15 protein-coding genes are annotated in these 13,517 nt (G+C 63.2%); 11 read left to right on the top strand and 4 right to left on the bottom strand.

Annotation, left to right across the window (positions count from 1 at the left end; all coding sequences use genetic code 11):
• Positions 1 to 198 precede the first annotated feature (198 nt).
• Complete coding sequence (locus tag C493_RS20435; protein ID WP_007261398.1) at positions 199 to 642, top strand: SHOCT domain-containing protein; 444 nt, start codon at positions 199 to 201, stop codon at positions 640 to 642.
• Positions 605 to 1,135 (top strand): acyl-CoA thioesterase, encoded by a 531-nt coding sequence (locus tag C493_RS20430; protein WP_007261397.1) that lies wholly within the window; start codon positions 605 to 607, stop codon positions 1,133 to 1,135. The genes C493_RS20435 and C493_RS20430 overlap by 38 nt, the downstream gene beginning before the upstream one ends.
• 151 nt (positions 1,136 to 1,286) lie before the next feature.
• On the opposite strand, the gene C493_RS20425 is transcribed toward C493_RS20430, so the two are convergent.
• Positions 1,287 to 1,535, bottom strand: a complete 249-nt coding sequence (locus tag C493_RS20425) for a hypothetical protein (protein ID WP_007261396.1) — start codon at positions 1,533 to 1,535, stop codon at positions 1,287 to 1,289.
• Positions 1,536 to 1,705: 170 nt separating this feature from the next.
• Between C493_RS20425 and C493_RS20420 the strand changes: the two genes are divergently transcribed.
• Together C493_RS20420 and C493_RS20415 are read left to right on the top strand one after the other, a co-directional pair.
• Positions 1,706 to 2,938 (top strand): HD domain-containing protein, encoded by a 1,233-nt coding sequence (locus C493_RS20420; protein WP_007261395.1) that lies wholly within the window; start codon positions 1,706 to 1,708, stop codon positions 2,936 to 2,938.
• A 354-nt stretch (positions 2,939 to 3,292) separates the two neighbouring features.
• On the top strand, positions 3,293 to 3,790 hold the full coding sequence (locus C493_RS20415; RefSeq protein ID WP_007261394.1) for a twin-arginine translocation signal domain-containing protein: 498 nt from the start codon (positions 3,293 to 3,295) through the stop codon (positions 3,788 to 3,790).
• Positions 3,791 to 3,868: 78 nt separating this feature from the next.
• Here C493_RS20415 and C493_RS20410 read toward each other — a convergent pair whose 3' ends face one another.
• The gene (locus C493_RS20410; protein WP_049889537.1) at positions 3,869 to 4,639 is read right to left on the bottom strand and encodes an SDR family NAD(P)-dependent oxidoreductase; all 771 of its coding nucleotides are present in this window, start codon (positions 4,637 to 4,639) and stop codon (positions 3,869 to 3,871) included.
• 165 nt (positions 4,640 to 4,804) lie between these two features.
• Here C493_RS20410 and C493_RS20405 point away from each other — a divergent pair, with 165 nt between their 5' ends.
• Positions 4,805 to 5,581: an NAD-dependent epimerase/dehydratase family protein gene (locus C493_RS20405; protein ID WP_007261392.1), complete on the top strand. Its 777-nt coding sequence runs from the start codon at positions 4,805 to 4,807 to the stop codon at positions 5,579 to 5,581.
• A gap of 105 nt (positions 5,582 to 5,686) precedes the next feature.
• On the top strand, positions 5,687 to 5,896 hold the full coding sequence (locus tag C493_RS20400) for a DUF7535 family protein (protein WP_007261391.1): 210 nt from the start codon (positions 5,687 to 5,689) through the stop codon (positions 5,894 to 5,896).
• Between the two features lie 38 nt (positions 5,897 to 5,934).
• Here the strand turns inward: C493_RS20400 and C493_RS20395 are convergent, their stop codons facing one another.
• On the bottom strand, positions 5,935 to 6,996 hold the full coding sequence (locus C493_RS20395) for a glutathione S-transferase family protein (RefSeq protein WP_007261390.1): 1,062 nt from the start codon (positions 6,994 to 6,996) through the stop codon (positions 5,935 to 5,937).
• Between the two features lie 232 nt (positions 6,997 to 7,228).
• Between C493_RS20395 and C493_RS20390 the strand changes: the two genes are divergently transcribed.
• Positions 7,229 to 8,800 carry a Na+/H+ antiporter NhaC family protein gene (locus C493_RS20390; RefSeq protein ID WP_007261389.1) on the top strand — a complete coding sequence of 524 codons (1,572 nt, stop codon included), beginning with the start codon at positions 7,229 to 7,231 and terminating at the stop codon, positions 8,798 to 8,800.
• On the top strand, positions 8,797 to 9,072 hold the full coding sequence (locus tag C493_RS20385; protein ID WP_007261388.1) for a DUF7513 family protein: 276 nt from the start codon (positions 8,797 to 8,799) through the stop codon (positions 9,070 to 9,072). Before C493_RS20390 ends, C493_RS20385 begins: the two co-directional genes overlap by 4 nt.
• Before the next feature lie 86 nt (positions 9,073 to 9,158).
• Here the strand turns inward: C493_RS20385 and C493_RS20380 are convergent, their stop codons facing one another.
• On the bottom strand, positions 9,159 to 9,599 hold the full coding sequence (locus tag C493_RS20380; RefSeq protein ID WP_049889536.1) for a hypothetical protein: 441 nt from the start codon (positions 9,597 to 9,599) through the stop codon (positions 9,159 to 9,161).
• 383 nt (positions 9,600 to 9,982) lie between these two features.
• Between C493_RS20380 and C493_RS20375 the strand changes: the two genes are divergently transcribed.
• The 3 genes from C493_RS20375 to C493_RS20365 all read left to right on the top strand — a co-directional run bounded on the left by C493_RS20375 (position 9,983) and on the right by C493_RS20365 (position 13,399).
• Positions 9,983 to 10,360, top strand: a complete 378-nt coding sequence (locus C493_RS20375) for a winged helix-turn-helix domain-containing protein (RefSeq protein ID WP_007261386.1) — start codon at positions 9,983 to 9,985, stop codon at positions 10,358 to 10,360.
• Complete coding sequence (locus C493_RS20370; RefSeq protein WP_007261385.1) at positions 10,357 to 10,635, top strand: DUF7521 family protein; 279 nt, start codon at positions 10,357 to 10,359, stop codon at positions 10,633 to 10,635. The genes C493_RS20375 and C493_RS20370 overlap by 4 nt, the downstream gene beginning before the upstream one ends.
• A 193-nt stretch (positions 10,636 to 10,828) precedes the next feature.
• Positions 10,829 to 13,399 carry an efflux RND transporter permease subunit gene (locus C493_RS20365; RefSeq protein ID WP_007261384.1) on the top strand — a complete coding sequence of 857 codons (2,571 nt, stop codon included), beginning with the start codon at positions 10,829 to 10,831 and terminating at the stop codon, positions 13,397 to 13,399.
• Positions 13,400 to 13,517: the final 118 nt, after the last annotated feature.

The following is a 13,517-nucleotide window of genomic DNA, read 5'->3' as shown; positions in this document are numbered from 1 at the left end:
CCGACCCGCGGTCACGCCTCGGTGAGGAATCGCTCCATAAACCAATAACAGCTATATTAAACTCGTGTCAGCGGCTTCATCGGCCGGTTGGAAGCAGCGTCGCTGAGCACCGGCTCGAGCCGGTCGAGACGGTGAGCCCTCGCACCGACACCCGACCGATTGGCTGGGCTATATATTTCGGGCAATCCATGCGACTGTATGGCACCGATGCTCCGCGAGTTCGTCGCCGAGGACGGCTGGCTACTGATCGGAATCGTGACGTTCGCACTGATCAGTCTCGCCGGTATCGCGGGACTCGAGGCACTCGCCGGTGTGATCGTGATCATCGGCTGGTTCCTGCTGACGCCGATCTTCCTGTTCTGGGGTGACGAGATGGCGACGCTGTTGTTCGGCGAAGAATCGTCCGAATCGACGTTGGAGCCAAGGGAAGCCGAACCCGACGCCCTCGAGGAGCTGAAACGGCGCTACGCGGCGGGCGAGATCGACGACGCGGAGTTCGAACGGCGACTCGAGCGACTCGTCGCCGTCGACGACCTCCCCGACGATCTCTTCGACGGCGCAACGACCGCTGACTCGTCGCGGGAGTTCGATCTCGGATCCGTCGATGACGGACGGAATCGCGAACCCGAACGAGAGCGGTGAGGGAATCCAGCACGCGGTGTCGGTACTTGCACCGGCGACGAACTGGCCACGGCCGCAGGACGAAACGCACTCGCCTCCCGACTGTCTGGGCTCGAGCATGAGCCACTACGAGACGACGATCGACGTTCGAACCGACGACCTCGGTCCGAGCGGCCACGTCAACAACTCCAAATTCGTTGCCTACACCGATCTCGCGCGCGACCGCTACCTCGCGAGCCGCGGCTACGGTCCCGGCGAACTCGAGCACCTCGTCGTCCGTCTCGAGATCGATTACGAACGAGAACTCGGGTCGCTGGCGCCGATCACCGTCGCGGTCGACGTCACTGACGTCGGTGAGACGAGCTTCACGCTCAAGTTCGAGCTTCGAGACGGAGAGAACCGCGTCGTCGCAACCGTGACGACGGTCGCGGTCGTCGTCGACGACGGCCCGACGCCGATTCCGGAGCCGCTGCGCGAGGAGTTGACGGCGGGACTCGAGGCGACCGCGGAGTGACTGCTCCCGCGACCACCGTCGTGGTTTGTTCCTCGGGTCTCTGCAGTTCGGGTTGATTCGGACGGACCGTAACGGGACGGCGTGGTCTTCGAGACTGCCGGACGGCTCGCCGTACGTCTGACGGCGTTCGGTGACGGCAGCGATCGCTCCGCTACGCGTCTTCGACTCGAATCACCGTATCGATCTCGTCGTACCGGACGCTCCCGGACTCGGGAGACTGTCCGTCGAGTTCGAGATATCCCGCTTCTATTCCGGTTACCTCCCCTACCACGTCGTGGTCACCGTCGTCGGTTCGTTCGCGCTCCCAGATCTGGACGGTATCGCCGATTTCGACGTGTTCGCGGACGAGTTTTTCGGCGTCTTCCTCGTTGGCGTCCCGCGGGATCGTGAGATCGGTCATGCTACCCGACACTGACGACGGCCACGCCGGTAAGTACCCCCGCGTCAGGTGACGGGCGCTTTTGTAACCGCTCCGGCGAGTACCGGCAGCGACACTCGAGCGTACCGTCGACCGGCAACGCGACGGTCGCGACTCGACAGTTTTTGTGTGATTGCGCCGAACCACTCGGTATGACGACCATCAAGGACAGTGTCCACGACCACATCCGGATCGACGGAGTGGCACAGGACCTGCTGGATACGCCCGAACTCCAGCGGCTGCGCAACATCCGACAGCTCGGAACGGTCTCGCTGGTCTACCCCTCGGCCAACCACACGCGGTTCGAACACAGCCTCGGCGTCTATCACCTGGCCTGCGAAGCGCTCGAGCAACTCGGCGTCTCGGGCCGACAGGCGGATCGCGTCCACGCCGCCGCGCTCCTCCACGATATCGGCCACGGACCGTTCAGCCACAACCTGGAGTCGCTCACGTACCGGCGAACGGGTCGCTACCACGACGACGTCCACGGCCTGCTCGAGGACGGACAGGTCGGTGACGTGCTCCGCGAGCACGACCTCGAGCCCGACGCCGTCGCCGACCTGATCGCGGGCGAGGGTCGGTTCGGCCAGCTCGTCTCGGGCGAACTCGACGTCGATCGGATGGACTACCTGGTGCGGGACGCCCACCACACGGGGGTCCCCTACGGGACGATCGATCACGGCCGGTTGGTGCGCGAACTGACGTTTACGGACGACGAACTCGTTCTGGACGAGGGCAACGTCCAGACGGCCGAAAGTCTCCTCGTCGCGCGCGCGCTGATGAACCCCGCCGTCTACAGCCACAGCGTCGCCCGGATCAGCAAGGCGATGTTGCGCCGAGCGGCCGAGCGACTGTTAGACGCCCCCGAGCCCGATGTCGACGCCGCAAGCCTCCAGCGAATGGACGACCACGACCTGATCGTCGCCCTCCGATCCTGCGAGGCGACCAGCCAGTTCTCGCGCCGCCTCGATCACCGGAACCTCTACAAACGGGCCGTCTGGGCCGAAATCGACGACGTGCCGGGCGGCATCATCGAGGCCGACCACGAGTCGATCCGGGAGTTCGAGCACGAAATCGCCGACGACGCGGACGTCGATCCCGAGTGCGTCATTCTGGACGTTCCCGGTCGCCCGTCGATGACGGAGTCGACGACTCGAGTCGTCGTCAACGGTGATATTCGACGGCTCGGCCAGCAGTCACCGCTGGTCGAGGCGCTGCGTGCAGCGCAGTACTCCCAGTGGCGACTCGGCGTCTACACCCCGCCGGAGATGCGCGAGCGCGTCGGTCGAACGGCGGTCGACGTCCTCGGCCTCGACATCGAGGGCGCGCTCGTCAGCGAGGTTCGGGACGGTCTCGACGCGACGCTCGACCAGTTCGTTGAGTGATCGCCGTCGGAACGGGTTTCGACTCGAGTACAACTGGACGGGTGCGTGTCCGGCCTGCAGACGAGTATCGAAGTGGGAAAGACGAGATTACTCGACTGTATGGAACGCGTGATGGTCGGGGTTCGAAGACGGTACCGGCCAGTGAGAACGCGGCGGGAGCCGCTGTGGATTCCGTCGCTGCAGATCCCAGCCGCGAAATCGGTGTCTACTGTCGCCGCCGAAATCGGTCGAACGAACCGTTCGGTCAGTTTCGCTCGCTACAAGTTTGTCCCGGATTTCCGTCGTCGGTACCGAACAGTCTACTCGCTGGAACGTTCGGGCCCCTTTTCAGTCGCTCCCGTGGCGAGATCAGCTATGGTCGACGACAACCCACAGCGACGAACCGTACTGAAGGGCTCCGCCGTCGCGGCGCTCGCATCGATCACCGCTGGCTCCGCGGCTGCGCGAAACGAGGGCGGTGCACACGTGACCGACGCGTACGCGGCCGTCGACGACACGAACTCGGTGGACACGAATACGACCGACGCGAACGCGTCCGACGGGGACGGAGAAACGTCCGAAACGGCGGACGAGGCGGTCGATCGAAACGTGGCGGCCGAGATGCTTCGCGAGTACTACGACGGCTACATCGAGGGAATCAGTCAGGCGGTCGCGACCGAGATCCAGATGGAAGCGGCGATGATCGAACAGGGCGACGATCAGCCGTGGCCGCTTGCGGTCTGGGACGACGTCGAGGACGCCCGCTACGCGGGGATCGAACTCGGCGCCAGCGGCGGCGGCTCCCAGCCGTTCTACGACGAGTACACGTCGTTCGACCGCGACTACGACGGCGACGACGAAATCGACGTGTGACGAGTTCGGCGCGCGTTTCACGGACCGCCAATCCGAGTAGCAAATACGTCAGGCGGACGTCGACTCTCGTTCGTGGCGTCAGTACCACGCGCCGCCGGAGGCGACGTTGATGTCCTGGCCGGTCACGTGATCCGTCGCCGGACTCGCGAGCTGAACCGCGAGGTCGGCGACCTCTTCGGGCGGTACGAGTTCCCGAATCGCGAGGCTCTCGAGTACCTCTCCTTTGACGTCGGCGACGTCGACGCCACGCTCTGCAGCCTGTTTTTCGAAGACGTTCTCGATGCGTTCGCCCTCAACCGGGCCGGGACAGATCGCGTTTACGGTGACGTCGTCGTCACCGAACTCGAACGCAAGGGCTCGCGTGAGGCCGATAACGCCCATCTTCGACGCAGCGTAGGGCGTCCGGTTCGGATAGGGGCGCTTCCCGCCGATCGAGGAGATGTTGACGATGCTGCCTGCCTCCGAGTCACGCAGTGACTGGGCTGCAGCGCGGACCGTCCGTGCGGTCCCGACGACGTTGACGTCCATGGTCTCGAGCCACTCGTCGTCGTCGGTGTCTTCGATCGGCGCCGTCGGCCCGGCGATTCCGGCGTTGTTCACCAGACAGTCAAGCCCGCCGAACTCGTCGACCGCCGCGTCGATCGAGTCCGCGACGGAGTCGGGATCGGTGACGTCCGTCTCGACGGCCAGCGTCCGATCGGGCGCGTCGATCTGCTGTTCGGTCTCGTAGATGCCGTCGCTGCGCGCCGCGAGCACGACGTTCGCGCCCGCATCGCCGAACGCAACGGCGATCTCCCGTCCGAGCCCCTGACTCGCTCCCGTCACGAATGCTGTGGTATTCTCAAGCACACTCTCGAAGAGACGGGAACGGGAGAAAAGCGTTCGGTTAGTTGATATCGCTGTATACGGTTTATTCTCGTTGGCGAGTCGAACACGCGTCGCCAACCCGAACTGGCCGTTCAGCCCGGAACCCGCTGGCCCGACCTATTTCCGCCGCTCCGGTGTGCATCGGTTATGACCAACGTCGCCATCACCGGCGCGTCCGGCAGTGTCGGCCGCGAAGCGATCGAAGCGTTCGACGACGCAGCCGTCGACGTCAATCTCGAGCTCTTCTCCCATAGCGAAACCGAGGACCTAGACACCGACACCCTCGAGATCGCCGAACGGGAGCAGTTCGTCGACGCCCTCGAGGGCCAGGATGTGTTGATCCACCTCGCGGCGAACCCGGATCCGCGAGCCGAGTGGGAGGAACTCTCGGGACCGAACGTCGAGGGCGCGTACAACGCCCTCGAAGCCGCCGCGATCAACGACCTCGAGCGGGTCGTCTTCGCGAGTTCGAACCACGCCGTCAACATGACGAATACGGTCTCGCCGATTCGGCCCGAATCGACGGTCGGAACCCCCGATATCGTTCGCCCCGACGACGCGATGGACCCGGACACGTACTACGGGGCGACGAAGGTATTCGGCGAGGCGATGGGACACTACTACGCCAAACGCCACGGAATCGACGTGGTCAACCTGCGGATCGGCTGGTTGCTCTCCGAGGACGAACTCGAGCAGGAAGTCGCCGACCGAGACGGCTCGGGCGAGCGCTATGCCCGCGCGATGTGGCTCAGCCCGGGCGACTGCCAACGGATCGTCCGCGATGCGGCGACGGCGACCCTCGATTCGACGCCGACGACCGCCCACGGCATCTCCGATAACTCCGAACGGTTCCTCTCGCTGTCCGAAACGATGCTCGAGTTGGGTTATCGTCCACAAGACGACTCGGCAGACGTACTGGACTGACGCCGCTGAGAGGAGCAACTGCGGATGGTTCGGGCGAGCGTTCGACCACCGTTCGTGATCGCTCAAACCACAAGACAGAATAGCGACAGGCGCGTAGGTTCGGGTATGTCCACACGGGTCGGCGAGTCGACGGGGTACGGACCGAACACCCAGATGTCCGCGTTCGGGTACATCATGGCGGCAATCCTCGTCGTGATCTTCCTGCCGCTGTTGCCCGTCCTCGTTCCCGCCTATCTCATCTGGCGGGCGATTGCCGGGACCGACGAGCGCGAAGACAGTTTCGCGGCGTGGCGAGAACAAACGGGGCGAGCGTAACGCCGCTCGAACCTGAGTTTTCTGCGTTACTCGAGTGATCAGTCGTCAGCGGTGGCCGAGACGAGCGCCGATGGCGGCGCGCCCGGCAGTTCGTCGCGGTCGTGGGGCGCCTCGAAGTCGAGGTCGGGGCCGCGGGCGACGATTCGGTGGGGGTTCACGTCCGGATGGGTCGTGTAGTAGTGTTCGTTGATGTGATCCATGTCGACGGTCCGGGCGACGCTCGATGCGGGGCGTGTTTCCGTCTCTGTCTCGGTCCCCGTCTCCGAATCGGGAGCGCCCGTCTGATACAGGTCCCGCAGGTACGGCCAGAGATTGTCGTACTCGCGAACGTACTGGACGTTACACATGAAGTGCGTGTGGTAGACGTTGTCGAATCGAACGAGCGTCGTGAACATCGCGATATCGGCCTCGGTGAGTCGGTCGCCGGCGAGGTAGCGCTGGTCGGCCAGCACGTCGTCCCAGTGGTCTAACGCGTCGAACAGGTCGTCGACGGCCTCGTCGTACGGGTCCTGTTTCGTCGCGAAGCCGGCCCGATAGACTCCGTTGTTGATCGGCTCGTAGATCTCGTCGATGATCCGGTCGACGTCCTCCCGGTAGCCCTCGGGATACAGGTCGGCGTCTCGAGTCGCCTGCTCGTCGAACTCGGTGTCGAGCATCCGCATGATCTCCTTCGACTCGTTGTTGACGATCGTCCCCTCCTCGCGGTCCCAGAGGACGGGTACCGTCACGCGACAGGTCGCGTCGGGATCCGCTCGGACGTACAGCTCTCGCAGGTAGTCGGCGCCGTGGACGTGGTCCGGCGTACAGCCGTCTTTTTCGGGCGTGAACTGCCACCCGTCGTCGTCGCGGTAGGGATCGACGACCGAGACCGAGATGGCGTCCTCGAGCCCCTTCAGCGCGCGGACGATCAGGGTTCGGTGGGCCCACGGACAAGCATAGGAGACGTAGAGGTGGTACCGACCGGATTCGGGTTGAAATCGCGCGTCGGGTTCGTCGCGGACCCGATCGCGGAACGTCGTCTCCTGGCGTTCGAAGGAGCCGTCGTCGTCGGTGTACTCGCCCGCATCGGTCCGCCACTCGCCGTCGACGAGCATGTTCATACGCGTGCGTACGCGCTCGAGCGTCAAAGGCTCTCGCTGACGTCGGTGTTACCGCTTCGCGTCGATGACGGTCACGATCGTTGCGACGGCGGTCGCGACGATCGGTGCTGAAGCGGTTTCGACCCCGTTCGGACTCGTAGATGGCGATTCGGCGTAACAGACGTCGGTATCAGTTCGCGATCGGAAGGAATACTTCTTTACGGCAATTCGAACATTTGGACCGTGTAAGACGATGAGTGGGAGACGCGACGACTCGAGCGCAGATGATCCGACCGACTCGTTCGTTTCGGGAACCGCCGACGAAGCGCCGCGAATCGCGTTTTACGGCGGCCGAGGGATGAGCGCCCTGCCGATCGCGTTCTTCATCGTCTGGGCGATCGTGCAGACGGCGCTGTGGCGGATCTCCGACACCGGCGGCCTGGTTGTGGGCATGCTCATCGGGCTGATCCTCGGGATGTTCTTCGTTCGCGGTGACTGGAAGACCTACGCGAACACGATCTTCGAGGGGATGACCCAGCCCGTCGCGGTGACGGCCATCGTGGCCTGGATCTGGGCGGGGATGTTCGCCGAGGTCCTACAGGACGGCGGCTTCGTCGACGGCCTCGTCTGGCTCGCAGACGTCGGCGGCATCGGTTCGGCGCTGTTTCCGGCCGCGACGTTCGTTCTCGCGGCACTGTTCACCACCGGGATCGGGACGGGGTACGGCGCGGCCATCGCGTTCGTGACGCTGTTCTTTCCGGCCGGCCTGCTGCTCGGCGCGAATCCGGTCTTGCTGTTCGGAGCGATCCTCTCGGGTGCGATCTTCGGCGACAACCTCGCCCCGGTCAGCGACACGACGATCGTCAGCGCCGTAACCCAGGACGCCGACATCGGCGGCGTCGTTGCTTCGCGGTTCAAGTACGTGTTCGTCGCCGCCGTCGTGGCGTTCGCCGGGTACCTCGTCGCCGGCCAGTTCATGGGTGGCCTCGAGATCGCCGGCGACGCGGCCGAAATCCTGGTCGCCGAGAGCGAGCCGATCGGACTCGTCCATCTCGTTTCGATGGGGGTCGTGATCGGTACCGCGGTCGCCGGCCGCCACATCGTCGAAGCGATCTCGTGGGGGATCGTCGTCGCGATCGCCGTGAGCCTCGTGCTGGGGCTGTTGAGCATCGGCGACGTCGTCGCGTTCAACGCCCCCGAAGACGCGCCGCTGGCCGAACCGCTCGAGTTCCTGCCGATCCTCACGATCGTCGACGATCCCGACGCGGTCGGCGTCGGCGGCAGCCTGCTCGAGGGGGCGGCAGGCTTTTTCGAACTCGCGATCCTCGTCCTGTTAATCATCGCGGCCGCCCAGATCATGATCCGCGGCGGCGCGTTCGACGCAATCCTCGAGTGGTCGATCGAGAACCTCGCGACGAACGTCCGCAACGCCGAACTAACGATGGTCGGCTCCTCGGCGCTGATCAACGCCGTTATCACCATCAACACGGCCGCGGAGGTCGCGATCGGCCCCTACATTTCGAAGATCGGCGAACGATTCAACCTGAACGGTTACCGGCGCGCGAACATCCTGGACGCCCAGACCGCGGCGCTCGGGTACATCTTCCCGTGGTCGGGCGGCGTCCTCGCCGGCTACACGGCGATGCAGGACCTGCCCGGCGAGTACGACTGGTTCACGGCGGACATGCTCGTGACGCCGATCGACGTCGTCCCGTTCGTCTTCCAGGGCTGGCTGCTGGTCGCGGTGTTCGTCATTGCGGCGATCACCGGCTTCGGCCGCGAGTACCTGATCGACCGCGAGAGCGAGGAGGTGGCACGACTATGAGCATTCTGATGAAATACCTGAAGGGATGGCGATTCCGGAGTTCCACGCCGTCGCTCACCGAGGGCGACGAGATCAACGTCTTCGTCGCCGAATCCGAGGACCGCGACACCGGCCTCGCGTACATCGGCGATACCGAACTGCGTATCGACGGCGCCGGCCCCGAAACCGTCGAGAAGCGCGTCCGGGTCCGCGTCACCGAGTTCGACGCGAGCGACGCGACGGGCCGCGGCGAGTTCCTCGAGGTCGTCGGCGGGAGTTCCTATACGGGGTAACCGTCGTGAACGGGGTGCAAAAGAGGCGGAGGCGAAGGCGGAAGCGGGACAGCCGTGGGTACACGCGCGTGGCGCTCCCGGTCCGTCTATAGCAACCCGGCGATGACGAGGAGTGCAATCGAGATCGCGCTCGCTCCGATAAACCACGGACGTGCTGCTGCTGCAGCGGTTTCCGCCGACAGTTCCGGCGGAATATCCGTGAGATGTCGGGAGCCGAGATAGAGGACGAGCGGGAGGACGAACCACAGTGCAACCATACTCAAGACGAGGTGTCCGCGCTCGGTCGATTGCAATGACTCAGCGGTGTAAAGCGTCCCGGCTAGATGACCGCCGGTCAGCAACAACAGGACGACCGAACCGACGGTGAGGTACCAGAATCGCCGCGTAATCAGTGAGAGCCCGTTCTTCTCGATCAGCCCGTTCCGAGCGGCCGGGATAATCGTTCCCGAAATCAGCAACGCACCGCCCGTCCACGCCGCTGCAAAGATCGTATGGACGACCATGACGAGGCCGAACGTATCCATCATCGAAACCCACCCGCTCGCACACGGTCCGCTCTCGTCCGACCAGGACGACGAACAATCGGAGTACCCAGCTGCTGGCGTCTCGGCGACGAACGCCGATGTGGACGTCTTCTCGGAGACATGGATTCGACGTTCGAACGAGAGGGACAAGAGGGCGAGGAGGCGTTCCAGAATGTGGGACTCGACCCGCTGGCACTAGTCTAATAATGTGGGAATGGCCGGGACCTCTTTGCGTTCGTCTCCGGTACGCAAAGACAACGACAGACGAACCGGGATCGGCAACTATCGGCCTGTCGCCACACCGCCGTATGAACGAGAAGCACATCGATTGGAGTCGATTATGTCTAATTCCGTCCTCGAGTCCCGATACCGAATCAGCCGTTACGATGTCTGACGACGAGTCGGTCGCCCAAGACGAAGCAGACGTATCCACGGTGCTCCGATCACTCGACGATGATAAATGTCGAGTGATTCTACAGTCGTTACACGAGCCAAAATCCGCAAACACGTTGCGCGAGGAGTGCGGGTTCCCGAAATCGACGCTGTATCGGAAACTGGAATTACTCCGCGAGGCAAACCTTGTGAAAGAGTATACCGAAGTTCGACGAGACGGGCCAAACGTGACCCTCTACGAGCGACATTTCTCTAACATCTCGATCGGTATCGACGACTCCGACGAGTTCACACTCGACATCGACCGCCCCGAAGAGAGCCCCGAGGACAGATTAGCCACGTTCTGGTCGGAAATGAAAAAAGAGCCATGATCGGCCCACTCGAGTTGCTACTCGCGGGCGTCAAAGTAGCCGTTCTCGTTCTCGGCGGCGTCGTCTCAGTAATGGCGTACAAAGCGTACGTCCGCACGCAGATCGAAGGGCTCCAGTACTTTGCGGCAGGGTTGTTCGTTATCACGCTCGGGATTTTTCTAGCCGGTATCCTCCACCACGTCGTCGGCATGTCGTCCGTCGCAGGGCTTTTGATAGAAAGCTTGCTCATCTGCGTCGGCTTTCTCATCATGATTTTCGCCCTCTACAGGCAGTAATCCGGCGGTTTTGCGCTCGACTCGAGGCCGAAAGCGCTGACGCCGAAAACGGCTGTCCCAGAGTGTGGGACGCCTCCATCGTTCCTTATCACTGTCGTCCCGAGCGTTCGGTAATGGACACACCTGCAGTGATGGCTGCTCGGTCAGTATCGTCTGCAAAACCGAACGCGACACGGGAGGGCAAAGCGGTACGATGAGCGAACGCATTTCGACTCGGTACGCGAACGCGGTCGTCTCCCGGAGCAAACTGGTGGTCGTCCTCGTCCTCGCACTCACAGCCGTAATCGCGGCTGGAGCGGTGGTTGGTGATCCGGCGGAGGACGACGGCGAGCAGTTCGACGTGGATTCGCCGGAGACGGAAGCCCTAGAGACGATCGACGAACAGTACGCTACGGACGAGGAAGTCATCACACAGATCGTCGTCCGGTCGGAGAACGGTGACGTCCTCACCCGCGATTCGTTACTCGAGAGCTTACGACTCCAACAGGAAATGTACGAGAACGAGTCGATAACCGCAACCCTTTCCGAAGATGGTGCTGTCGGGATCGAGAACAGTGTCGGAACGAGTGCGGTGTTCGAGGACCGGGCTGCAGAAACTGCTGGAGAACACGACACCAGTTCGCCGACGATCGACGAACAAATCGATGCCCTCGAGTCTCGATCAGAAGCAGCCGTTACCGAATTAGTGGAGGGGGTGCTCGATCCGGAGAGGGAGTCCGCCGGCGTCGATCCGGTTTCGTACCTTCCCGCAACGTACGAACCGGGGTCGGCCGAAGCGGAGTCCCGGATCACGTTCGTCGTCCACACCGCCGAAGACCGAGCCGGCGACGACGCGTCGGGAGTGTCTGATGCCCAACTCGAAATCGAGTCGCTGTTCGAGGAGCGCTTCGACGACGGCTTCGTTTTCGGAGAGGGGATCACCGATGCAGCGAGTGCAAGCGCCATCGGCGATAGTTTCGCGATTATCACCCCTGTCGCACTCGTCCTCGTTCTGTCCGTGCTCGCGGTGACGTACCGTGATCTCGTCGATATTTTGATCGGGCTGCTCGGAATCGGCGTGGTGATGGCCTGGGTCTCCGGCATCCAGGGCTGGCTAGAGATCCCGATGGACTCGATGCTACTCGCCGTTCCGTTCCTCCTGATCGGCCTCTCGATCGACTATTCGCTCCACGTCGTGATGAGATACCGAGAGGCGAGAAGCGGCGCAGTAACTGACCGAGACGGAGAGAGTCCCGACGAAAGCCGGCGGTCGCCTCGAGCGGGAATGGCCGTCGGACTCGCTGGCGTCGTCCTCGCACTCGCAGCTGCGACGGTGTCGACGGGTGTCGGGTTTCTCTCGAACGCGCTTAGTCCGTTACCCACGATCCAGAACTTCGCGCTACTGAGCGCAGGGGGGATTCTTGCGACCTTCGTCGCGTTCGGCGTCTTCGTGCCGGCTCTCAAGGTCGAGGTCGACGGGTTCCTCGAACACCGTTTCGACCGTAATCGGGCGAAAGCTCCCTTCGGGATCGGAACTGGAATCGTGAACCGCGCGCTCTCGAACGTGGTTCGGCTCGTGCGGAGAGCACCGGTAGCCGTTATTCTGGTCGCGTTCGTCCTCGCCGCTGGCGGAGCGTACGGCGCGACTGGCCTCGATACCGAATTCAATCAAACCGATTTCCTCCCTGCAGACGCACCCGACTGGACGAAGTCCCTCCCGGGTCCGCTCGCTCCCGATACGTACACGGTCTCCGACGACGTCGCATACTTGGGAGAACACTTCCAGGAGCGCGGTCCCGACTCACAGGCGCAGCTATTACTAGAAGGGAACGTAACCGATCCAGCGACACTCGTCGCGCTCGAACGAGCGTCACGGAACAGTAGCACCGACAGTACGATCGACGTGAGCGCGGATGGAACCGCCGTAACTGATGGGCCACACACGGTTCTTCGAACGCTCGCAGCTGAGAACGAGACGGTAGCCGCTGCGCTAGCAGACCGTGACACGAACGGAAACAACCTTCCGAACCGCGACGTCGCCGGCCTCTACGATGTCGTCTACGACGTCGACCCCGAGCAAGCAGCATCCGTGCTGTCTCGAACGGAGACCGGGGAGTACGAATCTGCTCGAGTGATCGTCTCCGTCCGAAGTGATGCACCGGCCCAAGATATTGCGACCGATATGAGTCGTTTTGGTGGGGAAATTGCAGACGGCGCTCCCGTAACCGCTGTCGCAACTGGCGGACAAGTGACAACCGCAGTAATCCAAGACGCGCTCCTCGAAACGCTCGTCCCGGCGTTTACGGTGACCGTCATCGTCATCTTGGCCTTTCTCACGATTCTGTACTGGGTGCGTCACAGAGCGATCTCACTCGGCGTGGTTACGCTCGCACCCGTCGTTGCAGCGTTGGCCTGGTTGCTCGGAGCGATGGCGCTCCTCGACGTGCCGTTTAACACCGAAACGGTCGTCATGACGAGTCTCGCGATCGGGCTGGGCGTCGATTACAGCATCCACATGAGCGAGCGGTTCATTGCTGAACGGCGGCAACACTCCTCAATCGACGAGACGCTGTCGGCGGCCATCGTCGGAACGGGCGGTGCACTACTGGGGAGTGCAGCGACGACGGCCGGGGGATTCGGCGTACTCGCACTTGCGCTCTCGCCGCCGCTTCAGCGGTTCGGCATCGTAACTGGATTGAGTATCGTGTTCGCGTTCGTCGCCTGCCTAGTCGTGCTACCGTGTCTGTTGGTGGCCCGTGAACGATTCCTCACCGGTAGACAGTAACGGAGCGACTGAGCGTCACTGCACACCCGATCGCCGGACTGCGTTACGATCGGTGTACAACTCGTTTCGGGGACGACGAAAGTACGGCGTCGGTCTCGACCGAAGTGAGACGCCGAAC

It is taken from the genome of Natronolimnohabitans innermongolicus JCM 12255 (assembly GCF_000337215.1).
Classification (GTDB): domain Archaea; phylum Halobacteriota; class Halobacteria; order Halobacteriales; family Natrialbaceae; genus Natronolimnohabitans; species Natronolimnohabitans innermongolicus.
The sequence above is the reverse complement of the archived record's forward strand: the minus strand, read 5'-3'. Positions and strand labels throughout refer to the sequence as shown.